Source organism: Pirellulimonas nuda (assembly GCF_007750855.1).
Lineage (GTDB): Bacteria > Planctomycetota > Planctomycetia > Pirellulales > Lacipirellulaceae > Pirellulimonas > Pirellulimonas nuda.
Window position 1 is genome coordinate 3320101 of sequence record NZ_CP036291.1, and the last position, 23042, is coordinate 3343142.

The window sequence follows — 23042 nt, forward strand, 5'->3', positions numbered from 1 at the left end:
AGATGACTACGATCCAAGTTCTCGGAACCGGCTGCAAGAAATGCGTCTCACTCAAACAGAACGTCGAAACAGTTGTGAGAGAGCTAGGCATTGAAGCCGACGTCCAGAAAGTCGAGGACATCAATGAAATCGTCCGATTCGGCGTCATGTCCACGCCTGCGTTGGTAGTCGATGGACAGGTAGCGATCGTCGGCAAGGTCGCCACGCCGGACGAGATCAAAGCACTCCTGTCGAAGTAGTCAGCGGCGGGGCGCGTGGCGCCCGCCGGAGGCCCTGCTTGACAGGAACCACACCCATTCGGGAAGGGAGTACACAAATGAACGCAAAGAACCTAGCCGCCGCAGCGTTGCTGCTGTTTGTCGCGTTGTCGGTGGTGATCCTCGTGAGACGCGAAGTGCGAGAGCCCACGGCGAGCGAAGCAGCGTCTGCCGCCGAACAACTTCCGGACGACGCCCTGGTCGTCTACTACTTTCATAGCGACACGCGCTGCCCGACCTGCCAAACGATCGAGAGCTACGCGCACGACGCGGTTCAGGCGGCCTTTGCGGAAGAGATCGCCGAGAACAAGGTGGTGTGGAAGGTCGTCAACTACGAACGGCCCGAGAACCGCCGCTTCGCCGCCGACTACGAGATCGTCTCGCCCACGGTTGTGTTGGTCCGCACGGCGAACGGAGAAGTGGCCGACTGGCGCAACCTGATGCGAGTTTGGGAACTCGTGGGCGACCGCGACGCGTTCACTCAGTACATCCAAGGCGCAACGCGTTCGATGCTGGGTTCATGATCGGGTGGCAATCGGCGAATCTCAATACGGAGGATAAGCGATGGCGGCTTCGATGATGCTCGCGGCCGTGCTCACTGCTGGCGGTGTTATGGCGACCGGCGCATCTACCGCTGTGAACGAACAAGAAGGCCCCCCCGCACATCAAGTCGTGGCGATCTATTTTCATCGCGTAGAGCGCTGCCCGACTTGTAAGCGGATCGGCGCAATGGCCGAGAAAGCGGTGAGCAATGGCTTTGAGAAGGATGCAGAAACTCGCGCCGTCGAGTTCCACTACGTTAACTTCCAGGGCAAGAAGAACGCCAAGCTCGCCAGGGCGTGCGGCATCGAACTACCCACGTTGGTCCTGGCCAACGTCTTCGAAGGCGAGACCGTCTGCTGGACCAGTATGCCAGAAGTCTGGCGCCTCGTCGGCAAGCCGGACGATTTCCGGGCCTACGTCCACGACGGCGTCGTTCGCTACCTGAAGCAAACCAAGCAGGACGCCGCACAGGAAGGCGAAAGGCGAAGGAGTCCGAGGAATGACTGAGTTGGTTTTTGCCGCAGGCTCGGCCTTGTGGCTGGGGGTGTTGACGTCGATCAGCCCCTGCCCACTGGCTACGAACATCGCCGCCATCAGCTACATCGGCCGTCGGATCGACAACACGCGGTACGTGCTGCTGGCGGGCCTATTGTACGCGATGGGCCGGGTCGTCGCGTACGTCGGGCTGGCGTTCCTGCTGGTGAGCACCGCCCTGAAGGTTCCTGGTGTGTCGCAGTTCTTGCAGAAGTACATGCACCTGCTGCTTGGGCCGACGCTCATCGTCGTAGGGATGTTCTTGGTCGGCCTGATCGAGATCAACATCAAGGGGGGAGGCGTCTCTGAATCGGTCAAGCAGAGGATCGACCGCCTGGGCATCTGGGGAGCACTGGCCCTGGGAGTCCTGTTTGCGTTGGCGTTCTGCCCGACGTCCGCGGCGCTGTTCTTCGGCAACGTGATGGCTTCGGTTTCCGCCGGTTCAACGGTTCTGCTCCCGCTTCTTTACGGCATCGGAACCGCGCTGCCCGTCCTCGGTTTCGCGGTGCTGATTGCGCTCGGCTCCAAGAAGCTCGGGGAGGCCTTCAACGTCGTTAGCCACACCGAACGCTGGGCGCGCCTCGGAACCGGTATCGTGGTCGTGATGGTTGGCTGCCTGCTTACCCTCCAGTCGCTGCTCTGATCAGGGCCGTCGGGCAGACATTTTGTCCATTGGAGAAGGAGGTCGACATCGATGCCGGGGAAAGAAAGCGGACCTACGCGGCTGTCTCGGTCTGCCCACCGCGCCTCGTTCGCCGCTACCAGAATAGGCAGTTGCCGCTCCGCCGGCCGCCGGTGAGCGCGATGACCTGGCCGTACTTCCTGCTTGGTTTTGGACAATCTTCGGCGAACGGCGGGGTGGTCGCCGCGTCTGTCAAGGCGTCGACTTCGATGCTCGGCCGCGAATCGGCTACGCTAGGTCCGGGGCGCGCAACTCCGCTCACGGATAGGCATCGCAACCTACATTCGGTGGATGACTCAGCCAGGAGGTGGACAATGGCTTCTCGCGCAACCCTACTCGTGGTCTTTTCGTCAAGGCTGTTGGTCTTGCTGCTGCTCACCGGTGAATCATGGGCAGCAGACATCGAATCAGTCCGAATCGCTCCTGACAAGAAGGAGTTCGTGCTGTTTCCGTCTGGCAGCCGCTACACGCCCTGGGGCCACAACTACGCCTCGGTCGATCTCTTGAAGCGCCTGGCCCAGAACGATGCCCGAGTCGAGCGGGAGTTCGCCGAGATGAAAGCCGCTGGGGCGACGGTTGCTCGGATCCACCCCGAGATGCCGCGAATCCTGACGGCGCCGGGCAAGGCCGATCCCCAGGCGCTAGATCAACTCAAGAGGCTCCTTCAGCTCGCCGAGAACTCAGGCATCCACCTCCAGATCACCGGCCTGGCCTGCTACAAGATCGAGGATCGTCAGGCATGGTATGACGGGATGGACGAGCAGGATCGCTGGAAGACGCAGGCCTTTTTCTGGGAAACGATCGCCCAAACGTGTGCCGAGAGCCCGGCCGTGTTTGCCTATGACCTGGTCAACGAGCCTGTCGCCTTCGGCAAGCGCGCCGAGGGATGGTATACGGGCAGGATGGGCGGCGTCGAATTCTGCCAGCGGCTCAGCCTGGACCCAGGCAACCGCACCGGTGACGATGTCTTCCGCGAGTGGACGAAACGCATGGTCGCCGCGATCCGCAAGCACGACCAGACGCACTTGATCACCATGGGAATGCTTCCGTTCCCGGGCGTCTACACGGCAGCCGCCGAAGAGCTCGATTTTGTTTCGCCGCATTTATATCCCAAGTCCGAAAAGGTAGATGACGAGATCAAGCTCCTCCAGAAGTTCGACTGGGGTAAGCCAATCGTCATCGGCGAGACCTTTCCCTTGAGTTGCGGCGCGGACGACGAGCGAGCTTTCCTTCTCAAGAGCCGCGGGTACGCACACGGCTGGATCGGGCATTGGCCGGATAAATCTCCGGCGGAACTAGCCGAGTTGAAAAGGGCCGGTAGGGCTACGATCCAAGATGCGATCTGGCTCTCCTGGGTGGACCTCTTTCAGGAGATCGGCCCGCAGATGATCGGCGAAACTTCGAAATAGTTGCGATCACCTGAGTCGCCAGCGGCGCACGGAGGACGCCCTCTTCTGCGCCCTAAGGTCGTGGAGGTTGTCCGCCGTTTGCACATCGTGGCTCAACTGAGCTATTGTCAAGACTCGACGGGGCGGCAAGAAGTCGCCGCCGCTTGTTCTTGCATCCGGGGGCCGGGCGCTAGATCGGCCGGATGAGAATCTTCCGCGACCTCGCGCGTGAGCCGTTGTTCGACCCAAGGGAGCACCTTGGGCCACCGCGTCGAGGGGCGCTGCAGCGGAGTTGCGCGGGCGGGTTCCGTGATTATCTGCTGGTGCATCTGCCGGTAAGGGAGCTCGCGCGGGCGTTTCGAGCAGACCTCGGCCGCCCCAGCAAGGACGTGCGCGTGGCGCTTGGCGTCGTGATCCTGCAAGCAGCTTCACGATCTTATCCACCAGCAAGCCGTCGAGACGGTGTTGCTTGAACATCGCCTGGCGCCACGCGCCCGACATCCCTCACGAGGCTGACGGGTACTTGTGCGAGCGGACGCCGCCGAACTACCGTCGCCGCTTCATCGAGTTGGACCTGGACGAGGCGCTGTTCCGCACGCTCTCCGATCAGCTCATCAAGCGGGTCGGCGTTGACGCGTCTAAGCAGCGTCTGGATTTGACGACGGTGAAGTCCGCCACCCGCGGCCCTGCTAGGCTGGGGATTGTTGTGGAGGCCGCGAGCAAGCTTCTGCGAGAGCTGCGTTGCAGGCGCCCCGAGCCCTACACCGAAGTCCAAGCCCCAGCCCGCACCGGCAAATCCCCGCACGTCGACGCCGCAAGACTGCTCGAAACAAGTGATTGCCGGCTTCAAGGGGATGGCCGCTTAGCGATGGGCGACTTTGCCCGGGACTGATTCCAAAGCGGCGGCCCATGGCTTATCCTAGGGGCTGCTGCCCGTGCTCACAGGCAGGTCTCGCACAGTCATCTCCGTCAGCTTCTAGTCCCCGATCGAGAGCAGTACGCCATGTTTGATCGCCAGAGTATCACGCGCCGTTCGTTTATCGGCGCGACAAGCGCCGCAGCCGTCGCACCCTACTTCATCGCCTCCAAGGCCCTGGGCGACGCTGAAACGCCGCCGGCGAGCGATCGGATCGTGATGGGGGGCATCGGCATCGGGAACATGGGCCGGGGCGACCAGAACGCTTTCCTCTCGCGCAAAGACGTGCAGTATGTCGCGGTGAGCGACGTTCGGAAGAGTGTCCGCGAGCAGGCCAAAGGCAAGGTCGACGGCCACTACAAGAACCGCGACTGCCAAGCGTACAACGATTTTCGCGAACTGATCGGGCGGTCCGACATCGACGCGGTGCACATCGCTACTCCCGACCATTGGCACGCGATCATGGTCATTGAGGCGTGTCGCAACGGCAAAGACGTGTACTGCCAGAAGCCGGAATCCCGCACCCTGCGCGAAGGCCCGCTCATGATTGAGACGGCCCGTCGCTACGCGCGTGTCGTCTCGGGGGGCAGCCAACGCGTGCTGCAAGACTATCGAAAACTCGTCGACAAGTGCTGGAGCGGAGAACTGGGGCCCATCCAGAGCATCAACGTGAATGTTGGTCCGCTCTCGAAGCTCTGTAATCTGCCGGCCGAGGGCGCGCCCGACGACATCGATTGGGACCTGTGGCTGGGCCCCGCGCCCTGGGCGCCCTACAACCCGAACCGCTGCTCCGGGAGTTACTCGACCAAGGGCAACAGCTGGCGGTCGTATCTGGATTACTCGGGGGGGGGCATGACGGACTGGGGGGCCCACCACTTTGGGGGGGCCACCTTCGCCATCGACGTGCGCGACCTGCAGCCCGAAGAAGTCGTCTTTCACAACGACAACGGCAAGACGCACCTGACCTTCAAGTACCCGGGCGGCAAGACGCTGACCCACAATTGCCCAGGGAAAGAGAATCTGGAGGTAGAGGGCACCCCCGGCGAAACACGCGAGGCCAAGCCGGTGCCCGAGTACAAGGGCACGGGGGGGATCTACGGCGACTTCATCCATTGCGTGAAGACGCGGGAGAAGCCGTTCCGCGACATCGACTACGCCATCAACACGGTGACCGTCGCCCATCTGGGCATTGTCGCCTACGCCGTCGAACGATCGCTGAAGTGGGACGCGAAGGCGCAGCGGTTTGTGGGCGACGAAGAGGCCAACCGCTACCTCGATCGTGCCCGCCGCGAACCGTGGCAGTTGTAAGCGGCGGCTAGCGTTGCGAATGATTGCGCCCACTATCCAGAACAAGTTATTCCCACCCGGGAACCCGATCAAGGAAACTTCATCATGCTCGATCAAGCCATTGAATCTCTGAAGACGTACGACTGGGGGACCGACCTGGACGCCCTGCAGCCTATTGAAGACGCCGTGATCGCCACCCACGGCGACGCGGCCGCCCGCGCCGACCTGGAGGCCAAGTTGACGGGCGTGCTGCAAAGCGGTCTCTCACGCGACGGGATCGACTACGTCTGTCGCAAGCTGCGGGTCATCGGCACGGCCGCTTCGGTCCCCGCGCTCAAGGGCTTGCTTGCCCAGCAAGAAAACTCCCACATGGCGCGGTACGCGCTCGAAGATATCAAGGCGCCCGAGGCCGCGGCCGCCCTGCAGGAGTCGCTGGCAGAGCTAACGGGCGACTTGAAGGTCGGCGTCATTTCGACGCTGGGCGTCCGTCGGGACCCGTCGAGTGTTGCGTACCTGGCCGGCCTGGTGAACGACGACGACGCGGCCGTCGCCTGCGCGGCCGTGTACGCCCTGGGCGACATCCGCTCGGCCGACGCGGCCGCCGCGTTGTCAACAGCCAAGCCAAGGCAAGCGGTGGATGCGGCTCTCACCGACGCCTCGCTGGCTTGTGCCGAGGGCCTGGTCGGCGCCGGCAAGAAGGCAAAGGCCTTGGCCATCTACAAGAAGATGGCCAGCGGCGATCAGCCCAAGCACGTCCGCCTCGCCGCCGCGAAAGGCATGCTCACGTGTGCCGGGCAGTAATCGGGAGGCCTTGCTTGTCCTTCGATTGAGACGGAACTGCCTCCCGCGGTGTCGCTGCATCTCGCGGTGCATCGTTTGTGCGGAGGCGTTTTTCTAGCCGCATTCTGAGAAGCCTCGATGAATCACTTGCGACGGTCGGTCTTAGGCGCCTTGGCGCTGTGCGCTACGCTTGCTGCGGCAAGCGCGTCGTACGGCGACGAAGACACCGCCAACGAGCACGTTCAACTCGTCCTTTCCTTTTTGAACGACCAAGACAAGGACATTCGCGCACTCGCGTTCGCTCAGGTCCGCACGCAGTCGCCGGGAGGGGCCGCCACCGAGCGGTTCGCCGCGCAACTTGCCGGGCTCCCCGCGGACGGGCAGATCGGACTGCTGGGCGCGCTGGCGGACCGCGGAGATAAGGCGGCGCGCCCCGCTCTTCTCGACCTGCTGGCCCAAACATCCGACGCCCAGGTCACGATCGCCGCAACCAAGGCCCTGGGGCCGCTGGGCAACTCCAAGGACCTTCCGCTGCTCGTCGAGCGGCTGGGTAGCGAGAGTCCAGGCGCGTTGCAGGCGGCCGCCCGCAGCAGTCTCGTGCGGCTTGAAGGAGACGACGTGCCACAGTCCATCGTCGACGCCATGGGCCATACGTCTCCCAAGGTCCAGGTTGAGCTGATCGAGGTTCTGGCCACCCGCCGTGCGCTCAGCGCGACTGGCGCGCTGCTCCAGGCGTCGCTGTCTGGCGAGGCCCAGGTCCGCCGCGCCGCGATGACCGCCCTGGGCCAGTTGGCCTCGGCCGAGGACCTGCCCGGCTTGGTGAGGGGAGTTTTGCGCGCCGAGCCCGGCAAGGAACGTGAGGCGGCAGAAAAGGAGGTGATGTTTGTCTGCGCGCGGATCGCTGATCCACCCAAGCGCGACGCCCTGCTGCTGGAGGCGCTGGCTCAGCTTCCCAAAGCCGACCAGACGGCGATGCTCTCCACGCTCGGCAGGGTGGGCGGCCCGGCCGCGCTCGGGGTCGTCGAAGCGGCGATCGCCAGCGATGACGCAGAAGAACATGCGATGGGGGTCCGCGCGCTGTGCAACTGGCCCGACGCATCGGTCGCCCCTCGTTTGATCGAGCTTGTCCAAGAAGATGGCCACGAGGGGGATCAGATCGCGGCGCTACGCGCGCTGATCCGGATCGCGCCGCTGCCCGACGGGCGGTCGGACCGGCAGGAGCTGGAACTGCTCAAGCTCGCCTTCTCGTTGGCCACGCGCGACCAGGAGCGGCAATTGGCTTTGAAGCGCGCGGCCGCCATCCGTACTCCAGAAGCGTTGCGGTTCATCCTGCCCTACGTCGATCGGCCCCCGTTCGCCGAAACCGCCTGCCTTTCGGTCGTGGAGCTCGCCCACCACCGGGGCCTGCGCGAACCCAACAAGGCCGAGTTTGATCGGGCGCTCGACAAGGTGATCGCGGCCAGCAAGGACGCCGTCGTGGTGGACCGGGCTCGGCGTTACAAGAAGGACGAAACCTGGGTGCGACCGACGCAGAGCCAGTGATTCTGGATCGCCACGAGGCGATGCGAGCGACGCCCGGCTGCCGGCCGACCTGACGCGGACCAACGAGCCGCCTCCGCTCTGGCCGGCGTCCGAGTCGTTCCGCCAGCCCCGCCGGCAGATCCGCTGCCGCGCGCAGCTTGTGCGACGACACAACGAGGTCAAGCCCCGCACCCCGGGCCTGTTGCGAGAGGACCGTTTGGGGCGCCGGGAGGCCAAAGCCTGGGCCCAAGCGCGGCTAGCCTGGCTCGCTGCGGCGGCGTTGGACGCGCCCGCCCAGCCCGAGCGGGCCGAACGCGACCGCCTCGCGGAGGCCGCAGCCGATCGGCCCGAGGGTCTCCGCGGAGCTCAACGATCCGCTGGCGCCCAGCGGCACGACTGCTCGGGCGAACGCTCTGGGGCCCCCCTTGGTCTGGATTGGTGAGGACCCCGGTGAGAGCCCCCTGCAGCTGCGCGTCGTCTTGGGTCGCTGTCCCTGGGATGACGGTCATCCCAGATCGTGCAATGGCGGACTGGGTATCGGTGGAGTGGTCGACCGGCGGGGGAAGTCGGCGTTCAAGTCAGATAACACCGTTGGTTACCGCTACCTGCGTCCCCGGCCGCGGCATCGCAAGGCAGATCCAGCGCAGGTCGAAGCGTTCAAGCAAGCGTGGCCCGAGCGCCTCGACAAGATCGCCGCGGAGCACCCAGGCAAGCGGTTGCGGGTCTACTTCCAGGACGAATCGCGGTTCGGCCAGCAGGGGACCAACACCAACGTCTGGGCCGAGAAGGGCTCGCGGCCAACGGCTGTGCGTCAGACCGAGTACGAGTACCTGTGGGTGATCGGCGCCGTGTGCCCCGAGTGTTTACTGGAGCTCGGCGGGGCACGCCGAAGGGCTCCTCAGCCCGCAGTTGAACACGCAGATCGTCAACTCATTCTTGGAGCTGTTCGCAAGACCATCCCCGAGGGAAAGCACGCCGTGATGATCTGGGACGGCGCAGGCTTCCACACAGCGGGCGCGCTGCGTGTGCCGGAGAACGTAACGCTGGTGAAGCTGCCCCCCTACAGCCCCGAGCTGAACCCGATCGAGAACCTCTGGCGCTACCTCAAGAGCCACTTCTCGAGCAACCGCGCCTACGCCGACTACGACGCCCTCGAAGCGGCCGCCATGGCTGCGTGGCGCGTCGCCGTCCTCGACCAGGACCTCGTCCGTTCGGTCTGCGCAGCTCCCTACCTCGATCGCGCTACTTCAAATAGAAAGCGTACAACCCCCGGTAGGCATTAAGGCGACGCTCCGCCTTTTGGTTGGCGCCGCAATTGGACACAGCCGCAAGGTTCATCGCCGAATGCCTGGAACGCTATCGTTCGCCTAGCCTCTCCCTTAGGCCGAGGGCGGCCGTGCAAACGATAACGCCGCTCAGGAGTGGGGCTCGCCTGGTTCGCAACCGCGGCGAAGCACCCCATTGAGCGCCCCTGCTACCAGGCACGCTGAGAACGCAAGCGTGGACCCACCCGACGCGACGCTGGCGGGCCACGAGCATCTGCGAGTCGACCACCAGACCTTCAGGAAAGCCAATCGTGAACCACATTGCCACCCACGTCTGTGAGGCGGTGGTCACGGCCCTGGAACTTGTACGTGAGGCGGGTGTGCTCCACGCCCAACAAGTGCATGATCGTCGCGTTAAGGTCGTGAACCTCCGTGGGCTTCTCGACGATATTGTAGGAAAAGTCGTCGGTGGCGCCGTAGGTTTGACCGCCGCGGACGCCGCCGCCGGCCATCCACATGCTGAAACACCGGGGGTGGTGGTCACGACCATAGTTGGTTTTGCTAAGCTCGCCTTGGCAGTAGACGGTTCGCCCGAACTCTCCTCCCCAGACGATCAGCGTGTCGTCCAGCAGGCCACGTTGTTTCAGGTCAGTCACCAAGGCCGCGGAGGCCTGGTCCGTATCTTTGCACTGCTTGCCCATGTGGTCGGGCAGATCGTTGTGCTGATCCCAGCCCATGTGGTAGAGCTGAATGAATCGAACATCGCGCTCCGCCATGCGTCGAGCCAGCAGGCAATTGCGGGCGTAGGCGCCCGGCCGGCGGACGTCCGGGCCGTAGAGGTCGAGGATGTGATCCGGCTCGTCCGAGATGTCAGTAAGTTCGGGCACGGATGTCTGCATCCGAAACGCCATTTCGTACTGCGACACGCGAGTCAAGATTTCTGGGTCGCCGGTCTGTTGGTGCTTGATCACGTTGAGCCGGCCGAGGTCGTCGAGCAGGTCCCGACGTTGCTCCCGGCCGCAGCCAGCCGGGTTGGCGAGGTAGAGCACCGGGTCGGCGGCGGCGCGCAGCTTCACCCCTTGGTAGGCAGAAGGCAAGAAGCCGCTGCCCCACAGCCGGTCGTACAGCGGCTGGCCCGCGGCGCGACCGGTGCCACGCGAAACCATGACCACGTAGGAGGGGAGGTCGTTGTTCAGGCTCCCCAGGCCGTACGCCACCCACGCCCCCATGCTCGGACGGCCGGCGATCTGAGAGCCGGTCTGGCAGAAGGTAATCGCCGGGTCGTGATTGATGGCCTCGGTCTTCATCGAGCGGATGATCAGCAAGTCGTCCGCCACCTTCGCGGTGTAAGGGAACAGCTCGCTCACCTCGGCGCCGCACTGCCCGTGACGGCCGAAATGAAAGGTCGACGGTGCGATAGGGAAGCTGGCTTGGTCACTGGTCATCCCGGTGAGCCGCTGGCCGCCGCGGACCGAATCGGGGAGTTCTTGGCCGGCCAACTTCGTGAGCGTTGGCTTGTAGTCAAAACTCTCGAATTGCGACGGCGCGCCGGACTGGAACAGGTAAATCACCCGCTTTGCGCGCGGATTCAGGTGGGGCAGCCCGGGCCGCATGCTCGACGCGGGCGCCGGCGCCGACAACGATGCAAACGCGGCGCTTCCCAGACCGCCGATTGCGCTCTGTAAAAAGTGACGCCGGTTCCAGCCCTGCGCTTGGCTGAGTGAGGATTCGTATGGCATCGGGGCTACTCTACGGAGATGGTTTCGTCCAGGTTGAGCAGCAGGCTGCCAAGGGAAGCGTACGCGGCAAGCTCCGGCGGATCCGTGCTCGGATAGGCCGGCGACGCGCCGACCTTGAGCAGCAGCTCCGCGGCGTCTTGATCGCCCTGATACCTTGAGTGGTACTTATCCAGCGCCTTGACTAACAGGCCCAGCTCTTCCGCGGACGGGTCCCGCGAGGTACACAAGCGGAAGCCGAATCGGACGCGCGCGGCCTTGTCGTCGCCGCCCTCCTTGAGCATCCGTGCACCCAGTTCGCGGGCCGTTTCTACATAGGTAGTGTCGTTAAGCAGCGCCAGCGCCTGCAGCGGCGTATTAGTGATGGTGCGCTTGACGGTGCAGACCTCGAAGCTGGGAGAATCGAACGTCGTCATCGTTGGGTGCGGGACCGTACGCTTGCGGTACGTGTACAGTGAGCGGCGGTACAGCCCCTCGTCGGTAGCCTGTGTGTACGGTCCTTGGTTGGCCCCCCCGGCGAGCTCGTCCCATAAACCTTCTGGTTGATAGGGAAACACCGATGGCCCGCCGATACGCGGCGCCAGCAACCCGCTGATCGACAAGGCATTGTCGCGCACAAATTCTGCCTGCAAGCGATGTCGAGGGCCGCGCGCCAAGGTCGCATTGGTGGGATCGCTAGCGTACTGCTCCGCCGCGACGGCCGACGATTGCCGGTACGTCTCGCTGGTCATTATCAGGCGGATCGCGTGCCGCAGGTCCCAGCCTGAATCTATCAGTTCGACAGCCAGCCAATCGAGCAGGTCCGGGTGGGAGGGCGGATCACTCTGCACGCCGAAATTCTCCTCGGTCTTCACCAGTCCTTGGCCGAAGAAGCGGCTCCACAATCGGTTGACGACCACCCGGGCGGTGAGCGGGTTGTCGCGCGCGGTGATCCACTTGGCCAGCGCCAAGCGGTCGTTGCGGCCCGTCGGAAGCCGACCCAGAAAGGCCGGAACCGCGGGTGAGACGGGCCGACCTGGATCGGCCTTGTCGTACTCGCCCCGCTTGAGCACGTAAGCCTGCCGCGGCTGGGGCAGCTCCTGCATGACCATGCAGGTCGGCACGGTCTTGCGGTAGTCGTCGGCCTCGCGCTGCGCGGCTTCCAGCTGAGCTCTGAGCTCTGCCACCAAGCGGGCGCCCTCGCGTGGAGCGAGTTTCGCGTCTCCATCCGCCGCCACTGAATCGATATCGCTCGGCGCAGCCAACCGAGCCGCTTCGTCACCCTGCTCCTTCTTCTGAAGGGACTCGAGCAGTCGGGCTTGCTCGGCCACACGCTCCTCCAGTCGCGCCATTTCTACGCGCTGGGCATCATCGGCACACTCGACAACTGGCCCTACGTTGCCACGTGCTTCGTTGTAGACGCCCAGTTCATCGACGCTGTTGAAGAACGCGAAGAAGCCGTAGAACTCTTCCTGAGTGATCGGATCAAACTTGTGGTCGTGGCATCGAGCGCAGCCCATCGTCAGGCCAAGGAATACCGCCGAGGTCGTTTCGACGCGATCGATCACGTTCTCTACGCGCCATTCTTCCGAGATCGACCCCCCCTCGGTGACGGTGCGGTTGTTGCGGTTAAAGGCGGTCGCTAGCCGCTGGGCGTCCGTAGCATCGGGCAATAGGTCGCCCGCGAGCTGCTCGATCGCAAACCGGTCGAACGGCATGTTCTTGTTGAACGCGTCGATCACCCAGTCTCGCCACGGCCACATGGTCCGGCTGAAGTCGTTCTGGTAACCGTTGGTGTCCGCATAGCGCGCGCCGTCGAGCCACGCGACCGCCATCCGCTCGCCGTACCGGGGCGAAGCCAGCAATCGGTCTAGCACCCGGTCCCAAGCCTCCCGGGAATCGTCCGCGACAAAGGCGTCGATCTCTCCCAGAGTCGGCGGCAGCCCGTGCAAGTCGAGCGTCGCGCGGCGCAGCAGCTTCTCTTTACTGGCTCGTGGCGCGGGCACGAGGTCCCCCGCCGCGAGTCGCCGGCGCACGAAAGCGTCGATCGGATGTTCCGCGAAGCCGCGGGGGGGCTCCAACTTTTCCGGGGCCACAAACGCCCAGTGCGGTGACCACTGGGAGCCTTTCGACATCCATCCCCGCACCGCTTCAAGCTGCGGCCGAGTGAATGGCTTGTGCTGCCCCGGCGGAGGCATCATCAGCTCGGGGTCGGTAGAGGTAATGCGCCGCCAGGCTTCGCTCTGCGAGAAGTCGCCCCCTGCGAACGCTTCGCTCACCCCTGCCTCGCGATCCAGCCGCAGATCCGTGGGGCGCTTCTCCTCGTCGGGCCCGTGGCAGGAGAAGCACTTGTCGGACAGGACCGGCTGGACCTGGTACGCAAACCCACGCGCCGACTCGTCCGCCCGAACCAGCGTCGCAGCGGCGAGCGCGACTACGCCAGCAATTACACTCAGCGTCGGCCGGCGCCACTCCCGCGAAGTCGGCCGCGACCGCGTGCGTGCGCCACGCACGCGGTCGCTCGAAACCAGCATTCCTGCGTTCGGCAAGCGGTCGAAGTGTGTCTGGAACATGCATCGGGTGCGGTAGGAGGGAGAACGAAAAACGCGACGACGGCCCGATGGTGCTGGGCTATGGCACGGTGCGGCTCCCGTTTCAGTCGTACGCGAACGGCAAATGGCCGCCGCTGCCCAGTCACGTGATTCGCAGTCCCGCGTGGGCTGCTAGACAGTTCAAGTCGACGCCAGTCCAGCCGGTTCCAACCCCGGGGCCACTCTTAACAGCTTTCTTGCTTGAACGTTATCATTTTGAAACTTTACAAACCGTGTTCGCTCAAAGCAATGAACTGCCCTGTAAAGGCGCCGAATCGCCCCACTTTTTTGACTCGGAGCACGCCCGCCATCGATCCAAAACACGAAAAAAGGGGATTTAAGCCGCGTTCCACGAAAACCGCTCGCCGTTTGTAGGCGAAGTTCTTGGGTTTCTCGTCAAACGGTTGATTTTGGCGGCCGATTGTCATTACAATTTAGTCAGCCTAGCGACAACTCTGTTTATCAGTGAGGGCAATAGACCTTGAGTTCATCGCGGAAACCCGCCGGTCGGCCGGCCGCCAAGCATCGTGAAGTGTTTCGACTGCTCGAAAAGGGGATCCGGTCCGGGCAGTACGGGCTCGGCTCGCAGCTCCCTACCGAAGCCATATTGGTCGAGCAGCTGGGATATTCCCGTCCGACCATTGCTCGTGCGATGCGCGACCTGCAGGACCTCGGGCTCATCGAGCGGCGGCCGGGGGCGGGTAGTTTTGTGAGACGCGGCTCCGCTAAGAAGAACGCCGCGGCGACGCTGGGACTACTGGTTCCAGAGCTGGGCTGCGGAGACATCTTCGATCCCATTTGCGCCCAGATCGCGCGCCGCGTGCAGCGCGAGCAGATCGGGCTGATGTGGGGAGACGCGGGCGCCTCGCAGCTGCACGCTACCGGCGGCGTCGGCCGCTTGGACGCCCACCCGGAAGCGGCGGTGCACGCAGCGGAAAGATTGATCGTCCAAGCCGTATCGGGCGTCTTCTTCGTCCCGTTGTCCGGTCCTGGGCTCGATGCGCAGACCAACCAGCACATCCTCAAACTCTTCGCCTCGGCCGGCGTGTCGGTTGTCTTGCTCGATCGCGACATTGAAGGGTTCCCGGCACGCAGCGAATTCGACCTCGTATCGGTCGACCACCTGCAAGGCCAGTACCGGCTCACAGAGCACATTGTCGCCGCTGGCCATCGAAGAATTGTCTACCTGCAATGGCCGGGGCACACCGACTCGCTCCTCAAACGCGTCTCCGGGATGCGCGCATGTCTGGCGGCTAGTGGCTGCGAAGGCCTGGTGATTAAGGGGGACGCAGCGGACACGCGGTTCATTGGCGATTTGATCGACGCCCACTCGCCCGACGTCATTATGTGCGAGAACGACATGGTCGCAACGCGCTTGATGCAGACCCTGGCCGGGCTGGACGTGAAGGTCCCGGCGGACCTCAGCGTCGCGGGCTTTAACGATATTTCACTCGCACAGCACCTGAGCGTCCCCCTGACCACCGTCCGCCAGCCCTGCCAAGACTTGGGCGACGCGGCGGTAGAAGCGATGCGTCTGCGTATCGAAGAACCGCGGCGGCCGCCCAGGACGATGTTGCTGGACGCGCAGCTGGCGGTGCGGGAGTCGGTCGCGCAGCGATAGACAATGGCGTTGTCCGATTAGGTCATCGACGAACTGAGGCGCCGCGACCCCCCAGATCACACGGCGGATGGGTTGGGCCGCCGGGTTGTTGTTCCGCGGCGACCGACCCGGATGCCGAAAACCGACGGCGGATAGCCCACTCCTTGCTATCCGCGAGCCGCGTAAAAAACTGATTGCCAACCCCCGGAACCCCCGGGTTTCTCAACGTAGCACCACAATCGGGGCGTGCGTCGTGCCGGGAATGGATGTGATCGGCATCCTCCGGCTGGTGCGCTCGTCCGCCGCAAAGGTAAGAATCGCCGATCGCTCTACGCGGCGCATCCGTGCTCGAGGGGCCCACCTGCTGCTGGGGAGGTGGTTTAGCCAGGCTGTGCGGACGCCCGCGTGCTTCGGCCGGGCCCTCTGCGGAGGGTCCCGTGTCCTGAGTTTGTGTTGACATATTGGATTGGATTTGTTAGCTTCTTTCGGAGGCGGAAAATCGGTTTGCCAGCCGTGTCGCGATACACACGCGTCACTGCGTGACTGGCAACTGCTCGTCCTCTTATGGCCTGAGGTAAGGGTCGGTGGTTCATCCCTGCCGCGTCCTTTGCACGGGTAAGCTCTCGGCGGTCTCTTTCGTCTCTGATTCCCTCTCGTTCGATGATGAGGCCTCACGTGCGCAAGCAGCATGTTAGAAATTGCAAAGCGTTCACCCTGGTTGAGTTGCTGGTGGTGATTGCTATCATCGGGGTCCTGGTTGCCCTGTTGCTGCCTGCGGTTCAGAGCGCACGCGAAGCAGCCAGACGAACTCAGTGCATCAATCAGGTGAAGCAGCTGATGCTCGCCATGCAGAACCATGTCGGTGCACGGAAGGTGTTCCCCAGCGGCGGCTTTGTGTCCAACCCGGATCTGATCGACTACATGTCGGGCGGCAAGCCCGCGGGGCCGAAGACGCAGGGGCTTAGCTGGGCATTTCAGCTGCTTCCGTACATCGAAGAAGACGCGCTGCACTCGGCGCCCCAAAACAGCGGGGCGACCACCCGCCAGGCCATTACTGATCTGCTAGAAAACAGCAAGGTTGACGGCTTTTATTGCCCTTCTCGCCGCGGTCCTACCAGGAACAGCCACCCCGACAGGAACACCCAGAACTGGTTGATCGATTACGCCGCGGCCCACGCCGACTTTACACGATCGGACATCGGCGACGCCACCTTTGATATGATGCTTGAAGACGCCCGCTGGTGCAAAGCCCGGTTCGTGTGGGCCGGCTTGGTAAACTTCAACCCTTTTGGCAGCGAGGTCAAACGTCCGGTGCTCACTCCGAGTGATCCGAGACGAGATTATGTCGGCTACTGGGGCGTCATCGTGCGTAGCAACGGCAACACGGCCCAGCGGTTCTACACCCCTATCACGTTCGCAAGGATAACAGACGGTTCGTCAAAAACTATTGTCCTTGGCGAGAAGCGCCTGCAGCCTTCTGAGTACGACACGGGCAATTTTGAAGATGATGACAAAGGATGGTCCGACGGCTGGGATTGGGACGTCATCCGCTATGGTCTGTGCCAACCCGAGCAAGACGGCATGAACAATCCGCCAACGGGTCAGGGAAACTCGATCAGGGCAAGCACCTTTGGCAGCGCTCACAGCGGCGTCTTCACTGCCGGCTTCGCGGACGGTTCTGCACGGGGGATGGAGTACGACATCGAGCCCGAACTGTTCAACCGACTGTGCCATCGGGCGGACGGTGAAATCGTTTCCCCATAAGCTGGCATATTGCAATTGCCGTGTGCCCCCGGCCTGTCGCTGTTGGCGTGACGGGGGGAGGCAGAGGCCGTGGACGAACCGTTCTTGCTGATCGACACCGCGGGAATCCGCTAGAACCGGGAGGGGGCGCCGACCGGTCTCCTCGACAAGCGGGGGTTGCCGGCTCGGCGGTGTTGGTCCACTGCCAGTCGACAAAAACCCGATTCGGCACAAACCGATGTCAGCCGGCGGACGCTGCGGGGTCGCGACAACCGCCAGCGGTTGCAAAGCGGCGGCGGCTCCTAAGGATCAAGCCAAGTGCGACCTGCGCGCCCCCGACGTCGAGAGCCGGCTTTCGATGAGCGCGAAACCGGTCCAGGGAGTCGAACGGCTGCTCGACGCGGTTGGCGCCGAAAAGGACGCGCAACCCGGCGCCGACGGTGGCGCACGCATCGTCACCTCGACTCCGGCCCGCTTCGCGAGCCTGTAGCCGGCGCTGAGGCGAAAGCTTGCACCGGCCCCGCGGATAGGCCGCCTCGCGCGGTGACCGACACAGCCTCCAGACCCAGGTCCACCGCGCGGCGACGCATGGTCTCCGCAAACTCTTCCGTCACGGCGTCCTTGTCCGCCAGGAACGCGTCGAGTTCGCGCGTCGCCACGACCGCACGCAACGCAAGCTGCGCCTCGCGGTAGATGGAGTGCGCCACGCCGTCGGCCACAGTGACCGACTTGCGTGCATCAACCACGCGGTACGTAGGGTTTGCTGATTTACTCTTTCTTCCTTGGTTCATCGCCGAAAAGGGCTTTTCTGTTGTCATTGGCCGCGTGGTTTTTTGGGCAGAGTCGTCGGAAGCTGTGCGGCAGTCGGGCCCGACTGGGCCTATTTCTCTAGCCCCGGTGACCGGATGTACCGCCGCACAGAGCCTCGTCAGTTGGAGTTCCCGGACTTCTATCTCCCTTTCAGCGGCCGCTTGGACCCGGAGAATCGCTGGGTGGCGTTGGCGAGGCTCGTCCCTTGCTAACTTGCCGAGGCGATTTATCATCACTCGTTGTGCGAAGACGCCGGCCAGCCGATCGTGCCAGGCTGCACGGCGCTTGGCGCGCTGCTCATCAAGGAACGAATGGGGCTGACCGACCGCGAAACGGTCGAAGCGATCCGGGAGAATCCGTATTTGCAGTTCTTCATTGGCTTGGAAGAGTTTACGCAAGAGCGTCCGTTTGACGCCTCGACGATGGTCGATTTTCGCAAGCGGTTTGGCGAAGAGGGCATCCAGAAAATCGCCGAAGCGATTGCGCTGGCCGCGTTGCCCAAGAGCGTCGCGAGCAACGCGGACCCCAACAATGCCGACGCGGACAACCACGATCCCTACAAGCCTGACGAAGGCGTCGCGACGCCTCCCCCGGACCACGCTCCCGGCGCCCCGGCCCATCGCGGCCAGTTGATCGCCGACGCCACCTCCGCGCCGGCCGACATCCGTTATCCGACGGACGCCAGTCTGCTCAACGAAGCGCGGGAGAAGACCGACGCGATCATCGACGCGTTGCACCGGCCGCTGGTGGGCAAGCAGCCGCGACCGCGGACGTACCGCCAGAAAGCGCGTCGCGTGTTTGTCGGCTTCGCCAAGAAGAAGCAGCCAGGCCGCCACGCGATCCGCCGGGGCGAACCGCCAGCAACTCGGCTTTTTGGCCCGAAATTTGAGGGCGATCGACCGTCTGCTGGAGCACCCCGACGCGGCGCCGCTCTCCAGCCTGAGTCGGCGGACCTACAAGAGCCTGTTGGTCGCGCGTGAACTCTATCGCCAGCAGCAAGAGATGTACGATCAGCGGACGCAACGCATCGACGACCGTATTGTGAGTCTCTCGCAACCGGCGCGAAGAGCAGTTACGCGACGGGGTGTGAACGGTTACGCAGCCTACCCGAGCCGGAATTCACCAACAGATTCCGGTGAGGAAGCAAAAACCGAAAGCGACCTGGAGAAATCTGCCCCGCTCTCCCCAGGCCGCTTTCAGCGGGACTGGATATCTGGAGTTGCTACAAAGATCGACTAGTTGCGGCGAAGCAATCCGGCCAACACCCCGGTCAATGCGATCAAGACCAAAGCGGTCGGCTCGGGCACGGCAGCGCCGACGACGGGAGCGGGAGGAGCCCCGAAGTTGGCCCGCCACGCATTGTAATCCGCGGCGTCAACCACGCCGGGGCTAGCGGTCTCGTTCGGGATACTAGCTCCGCCCAGGGTATCCCGCCACACGGTGTAATCGGCCGCGTCAACCGCGCCGTCGTTGTTGTAGTCGCCGGCGAGACCAAGGTTAAAGATAGCGAGGTCGTCGGCGTCGACGTCGCCGTCGTTGTCGTTGTCGCCGTCAAAAAACGTGGCGCCCGACAAGCCCATGTTGCCCATGGCCAGCGCTTTGTCGGCCGCGTCCACGACGCCGTCGATGTTAAAGTCGCCCGGGGCGGCGATCCCGAACCGCAGCGACTTGACGCCCAGCTTAAGGTTGGCCGCATTGTCGATGACATACCCGGTTGGATTGGTAATCGGATTGTCGACACTGAAATTGGCGTTGGATGAGTAAGCGGACGGTTCTCGCGAAAAGTTGGTGAACTCATCAAAGTTGCCGCCCGGACCATCGTATTGCCCGTTGTAGCGGGCAATTGCCAGGTAGATGTAGTCGACTTGCGTGGTCGCAAACTCGGCCTGGTTGTTCGCGGAAGCAGCGCCGTTGGCATTGAACGTGCCGTCCTGGACTCGCACCCCACCAACACTGTTGGCAACCCGAGTTTCCATGTCGGTGCCACCCGGTTGGGGACGGAACAAGATGGCGGCTTCGTAGGAGCGGTCCAGGAAGTTGTTCGTTTCGTTCCCGCCGACCGGGTTATTGAGCGGCGCGCCGAAACCTACAACGTCACTCTTATCCCAGTGGGCTTCGCGGAAATACTCCGCACTGTTTGAGGCGCCAGCAGCGGTCCGTGTCTGGCCTTGCATGGACCGCTCCGTTGCGTCAGTTCGGAGTTCATAAGAAACTTCCTGCCGAAACGTGTCGTTACTTGTGCCGTCAAAGCCTAAGAACTGACTGCCATTCCCTTCGACACCGGCGGCGAAGCGGTACTTGAGTGCGTTGCCTCCATCGGCGAAATCGCCGAAGTGCTCCATCACCATATACACGTTTGAGCCGGCTGGAACCTGAAGAGGTGAAGCGGGGCGGAAGACAACGCCCTGGTAGTTTGCGGGGGGGCCGCCGCTGAACGACCCCGACTCTCCCGGGGTAAAGGGTTTAATGTAGAGTGCCTCGTCGTTCGTGCCGGTGATAAAGTTGCGTCCGGTGGAACCAATCTCCGGCGCCTTGCCCGCGCCGACGGCGGAGAACTCCCATCCATTGATAGGGCTGCCGGGAGCGCCGACGCTGCCCGCCTCAAAGTTGATCGCCACCAAATCGACGGCGAAACAAACCTGGCAGCTTAGGCCTACTAAACCCGCTGCAATTCCTAGACAAACGCGATGAAATGCTACATAGAAAGTCACGGCAGGCCTCTTAGGAAGATGCAAGTAAAAATGGACCGATAGCCTGGGTGGCTATCCGATAACACGCGAATCCAGCCCTCCTGGCCCAGCCTACTCAAGTGCCCGATGCACAAAAAAGAGACTCAAGAGCTGCAGATGCCGCCGAAACTCAGAAGCCGGAATCAGCACACGCTTGGTTTGCTTCACCGGCACCTGTACGCACTGTAACCGTCCGAATTTGGCTGGTGCAGCGAAGCTATTTGTAAGCACAACTTACGGAAAAGTTTGTACCGCTAAAGAGCCGCTAGGGTAGCTCGACTAGCCCCCGCTTGTCAAGCGATTTTTACGCCGCGGTTTGATTTTCTGCCTAAAGATGGGTGAAGGCTCGGGAAACACTGAGGCATGGCTGTTCTGCTCATCCCGCGGGATGGCCGCTGCAAGAACCCGAAATCGAGTGCCTATTCGTTCACAAACAGTCGTCAAATGCATTGACAAGTGCCGTTCGGCTTGCCATTGTGCTGGACGGAATTGTAGCCACGTCTCCCACTTCTGCCACGGCGGGTCGTTCTTGTGGCGGCGGATGCATTCTAGGTGAGTTTCCGACGAGTCCCTGCTCTGCGTTCTTATCCAATCCACGGCATTTCGATGGCGAACCGTACTACCTCGGGCGGTCCCTTGCAGTCGTTTGACGGCGGAGACGGGGACGTTCCAGCTTGCCACGTCGGAGCGCAGGAGACTGGCGGTCGTCCGTATGGCGACGGGTGGCTCGACTTCGGAGTTCGGGTTCACGAGGCGTGCCCCGCCCACGTCCGCGAGCTTTACAAGCAGAATCACGAACAGCCGGCCTTTGCGCAGCCGCTGGCGATCCGCAAAAAGCACCTCCCCCTGCGTCGCTGTCAGATTCTGCCTACGTCCCTGTTGGAGCGACGACGCATGACCGGCTCACCGACTTCCTGCCCCGCGCAAGCCCCTGCACGTGCGTTCACGCTGGTAGAGCTCCTGGTCGTCATCGCGATCATCGGCATCCTGGTCGCGCTGCTGCTCCCTGCGGTGCAGTCGGCACGCGAGGCCGCAAGGCGTACGTCCTGCGTCAACGGCATGCGCCAGCTCGGCATCTCGCTGCACAACTACCACAACTCGCACAACATTTTTCCGAGCAACGTCAACCACATCCACGGGGCCCTCGCCGGCCAACGCGACTTTGCCTCGCACATGCTGCTCTTGGCGCCCTACCTTGAAGAGGCGGCGCTCACCGACAAGATCGACTTCTGCAAGCCGGGTTCACCCGGCTGCATCCGTCCGGGGGACCAACTCCTCGGCAACCTCCCGATCAGGCAGTTTGTTGTCCCGATCTTGCAGTGCCCCTCGGACGACAAGTCCGGCCTCGTGAACCCGTTGGACGGCGTCACCTCGTGGGCTTCGCTGGCGTCCCCCGGGCAGGTCGCGACCACCAACTACGCGGGCTCGATGGGGTCGCAAGTGATGGAGTCGTTCGCCGGATTTCGACTATCGACCGTCGTTCCCAGCGGTGGCGCCCAGCACGACCCCGACCGAGACGGCGAAGACTGGTTCAATCAGAACTACAACGCGTCCCGCCCCTGCGGCACGGGCCCACGCAACGTCCGCGCAGGAACCAACATCCGCGGCGACTGCGCCGACGCGAGCACGATCTCCGGAGTCTTCGCGCGGGCAACGTGGTCGGCAAAGATTTCGCAGATTACCGACGGTACTTCCAGCACGATCGCCATCGGCGAGATACTCCCCGCATCGTCGGCATTCCAATGGATCCGCGGCTGGACCCTCTCGGAGGGCCTGTGGTTCGCGACGACCGCCCCTATCAATTTCGAGACCGACAAAGACAACGCCCCCAAGGTCGCGGGTGGCGTGACCGTCATGCCGGGGCACAACTGGGAGCTCGACTTCAACACCGCGATGGGGTTTAAGTCCCGGCACCCGGGGGGCGCCAACTTCGTGTTTGCGGATGGCTCCACGCATTTCCTGACCGACTCGATCGACTACACCACCTACCAGCGGCTCGGCGCCCGCAATGATGGCGAACCCACGGGGTTTGGGGAATGAGCGGCTTGAACCCCCCAGCGGCGCGGATATCCGGGCGCGGCGGGCGCTGGCGTCCCGCCCAAGCCGCACTCTGCCACGGCGTGCTGCTCCTGCTCTTGACCGGGGGGTGTGGGGCGCCCCAGACGGGTCCAAACACGCATCCGGTGACCGGGAGCGTGATCTATCAGGGGAAGCCGGCCGCCGCGGTGACGCTCACCTTCTCGCCGAAAGGCGAGGGGTTCACTACCCAGGCGGTCACCGACCGGGCGGGGAGATTCACCGTCGCCACGTACTACGACATGGGGAAGAAGAGCAAGCCGGGCATGGTCGCCGGCGCCTACCTCGTCACCGCGATCAAGCTCGACACGGCGTCCATCACCTCAACGATGTCGGCCCCCAAGGACTTGTTGCCACGCAAGTACGGCACTACCGAGACATCCGGACTTACCGCCGAGGTGATCCTCGGAAAAGAGAACGTGGTCAACCTGAACTTGGAGTAGCGGTCGATATCGATTTTTCGCAGTTGCGGTTGAGTTATACGCATTCTCGCTTGAAGTAGCGTGCCTTCTATTGCGCCCTCCTATCTCGCCCATCACATGACGAAGGATGGGGCACGCGGGTCGAGCCCAACAAGGTTGGCGCCTTGGCAGCGCGTGGCTTGC

General features: G+C 63.3%; 20 protein-coding genes. 16 read left to right on the forward strand and 4 right to left on the reverse strand.

The annotated features are described in order from the left end of the window. Positions 1–2: 2 nt before the first annotated feature. From Pla175_RS13085 to Pla175_RS13130, 10 genes are all read left to right on the forward strand, one after another. On the forward strand, positions 3–239 hold the full coding sequence (locus Pla175_RS13085; protein ID WP_145285441.1) for a thioredoxin family protein: 237 nt from the start codon (positions 3–5) through the stop codon (positions 237–239). A gap of 77 nt (positions 240–316) precedes the next feature. Continuing rightward, positions 317–781 (forward strand): nitrophenyl compound nitroreductase subunit ArsF family protein, encoded by a 465-nt coding sequence (locus tag Pla175_RS13090; protein WP_145285445.1) that lies wholly within the window; start codon positions 317–319, stop codon positions 779–781. A 40-nt stretch (positions 782–821) separates the two neighbouring features. Then, positions 822–1307: a nitrophenyl compound nitroreductase subunit ArsF family protein gene (locus tag Pla175_RS13095; RefSeq protein ID WP_145285448.1), complete on the forward strand. Its 486-nt coding sequence runs from the start codon at positions 822–824 to the stop codon at positions 1305–1307. Continuing rightward, complete coding sequence (locus tag Pla175_RS13100) at positions 1300–1977, forward strand: aromatic aminobenezylarsenical efflux permease ArsG family transporter (RefSeq protein ID WP_145285451.1); 678 nt, start codon at positions 1300–1302, stop codon at positions 1975–1977. Before Pla175_RS13095 ends, Pla175_RS13100 begins: the two co-directional genes overlap by 8 nt. Before the next feature lie 404 nt (positions 1978–2381). Continuing rightward, entirely contained in the window at positions 2382–3425 is a 1044-nt protein-coding gene (locus tag Pla175_RS13105; protein WP_197526776.1) for a cellulase family glycosylhydrolase, read from the forward strand. Between the two features lie 448 nt (positions 3426–3873). Next, positions 3874–4296, forward strand: a complete 423-nt coding sequence (locus Pla175_RS13110) for a hypothetical protein (RefSeq protein WP_145285457.1) — start codon at positions 3874–3876, stop codon at positions 4294–4296. A 111-nt stretch (positions 4297–4407) separates the two neighbouring features. Continuing rightward, entirely contained in the window at positions 4408–5628 is a 1221-nt protein-coding gene (locus tag Pla175_RS13115; RefSeq protein ID WP_145285460.1) for a Gfo/Idh/MocA family protein, read from the forward strand. Between the two features lie 84 nt (positions 5629–5712). Then, positions 5713–6408, forward strand: coding sequence for a HEAT repeat domain-containing protein (locus Pla175_RS13120; protein ID WP_145285464.1), 696 nt, complete (start codon positions 5713–5715; stop codon positions 6406–6408). 117 nt (positions 6409–6525) lie between these two features. Beyond that, positions 6526–7929 (forward strand): HEAT repeat domain-containing protein, encoded by a 1404-nt coding sequence (locus tag Pla175_RS13125; RefSeq protein ID WP_145285469.1) that lies wholly within the window; start codon positions 6526–6528, stop codon positions 7927–7929. 524 nt (positions 7930–8453) lie between these two features. Continuing rightward, a complete protein-coding gene (locus Pla175_RS13130) occupies positions 8454–9191 on the forward strand; it encodes an IS630 family transposase (protein ID WP_197526777.1) in 738 nt (245 codons plus the stop codon). 278 nt (positions 9192–9469) lie between these two features. Here Pla175_RS13130 and Pla175_RS13135 read toward each other — a convergent pair whose 3' ends face one another. Then, positions 9470–10912: a DUF1501 domain-containing protein gene (locus tag Pla175_RS13135; protein WP_145285477.1), complete on the reverse strand. Its 1443-nt coding sequence runs from the start codon at positions 10910–10912 to the stop codon at positions 9470–9472. Between the two features lie 5 nt (positions 10913–10917). Further along, positions 10918–13461 carry a PSD1 and planctomycete cytochrome C domain-containing protein gene (locus Pla175_RS13140; RefSeq protein WP_145285480.1) on the reverse strand — a complete coding sequence of 848 codons (2544 nt, stop codon included), beginning with the start codon at positions 13459–13461 and terminating at the stop codon, positions 10918–10920. 550 nt (positions 13462–14011) lie between these two features. Here Pla175_RS13140 and Pla175_RS13145 point away from each other — a divergent pair. The 3 genes from Pla175_RS13145 to Pla175_RS26815 all read left to right on the forward strand — a co-directional run bounded on the left by Pla175_RS13145 (position 14012) and on the right by Pla175_RS26815 (position 17312). Then, entirely contained in the window at positions 14012–15100 is a 1089-nt protein-coding gene (locus Pla175_RS13145; protein ID WP_197526778.1) for a LacI family DNA-binding transcriptional regulator, read from the forward strand. Positions 15101–15754: 654 nt separating this feature from the next. Continuing rightward, entirely contained in the window at positions 15755–16843 is a 1089-nt protein-coding gene (locus tag Pla175_RS13150) for a DUF1559 family PulG-like putative transporter (protein WP_231953877.1), read from the forward strand. A gap of 337 nt (positions 16844–17180) precedes the next feature. Continuing rightward, positions 17181–17312, forward strand: a complete 132-nt coding sequence (locus Pla175_RS26815) for a hypothetical protein (RefSeq protein ID WP_261342782.1) — start codon at positions 17181–17183, stop codon at positions 17310–17312. On the opposite strand, the gene Pla175_RS13155 is transcribed toward Pla175_RS26815, so the two are convergent. Next, positions 17278–17613 (reverse strand): SPFH domain-containing protein, encoded by a 336-nt coding sequence (locus Pla175_RS13155; protein WP_145285489.1) that lies wholly within the window; start codon positions 17611–17613, stop codon positions 17278–17280. The genes Pla175_RS26815 and Pla175_RS13155 overlap by 35 nt on opposite strands. 258 nt (positions 17614–17871) lie before the next feature. Here Pla175_RS13155 and Pla175_RS13160 point away from each other — a divergent pair, with 258 nt between their 5' ends. After that, positions 17872–18612 (forward strand): transposase, encoded by a 741-nt coding sequence (locus Pla175_RS13160; RefSeq protein WP_197526779.1) that lies wholly within the window; start codon positions 17872–17874, stop codon positions 18610–18612. A gap of 255 nt (positions 18613–18867) precedes the next feature. Here the strand turns inward: Pla175_RS13160 and Pla175_RS13165 are convergent, their stop codons facing one another. Next, positions 18868–20343: a hypothetical protein gene (locus Pla175_RS13165; protein WP_145285495.1), complete on the reverse strand. Its 1476-nt coding sequence runs from the start codon at positions 20341–20343 to the stop codon at positions 18868–18870. 912 nt (positions 20344–21255) lie between these two features. On the opposite strand from Pla175_RS13165, the gene Pla175_RS13170 reads away from it, so the two are divergent. Then, complete coding sequence (locus Pla175_RS13170) at positions 21256–22401, forward strand: DUF1559 domain-containing protein (protein ID WP_197526780.1); 1146 nt, start codon at positions 21256–21258, stop codon at positions 22399–22401. Beyond that, complete coding sequence (locus tag Pla175_RS13175) at positions 22398–22880, forward strand: carboxypeptidase regulatory-like domain-containing protein (protein ID WP_145285503.1); 483 nt, start codon at positions 22398–22400, stop codon at positions 22878–22880. The genes Pla175_RS13170 and Pla175_RS13175 overlap by 4 nt, the downstream gene beginning before the upstream one ends. The last annotated feature ends 162 nt before the right edge of the window (positions 22881–23042 follow it).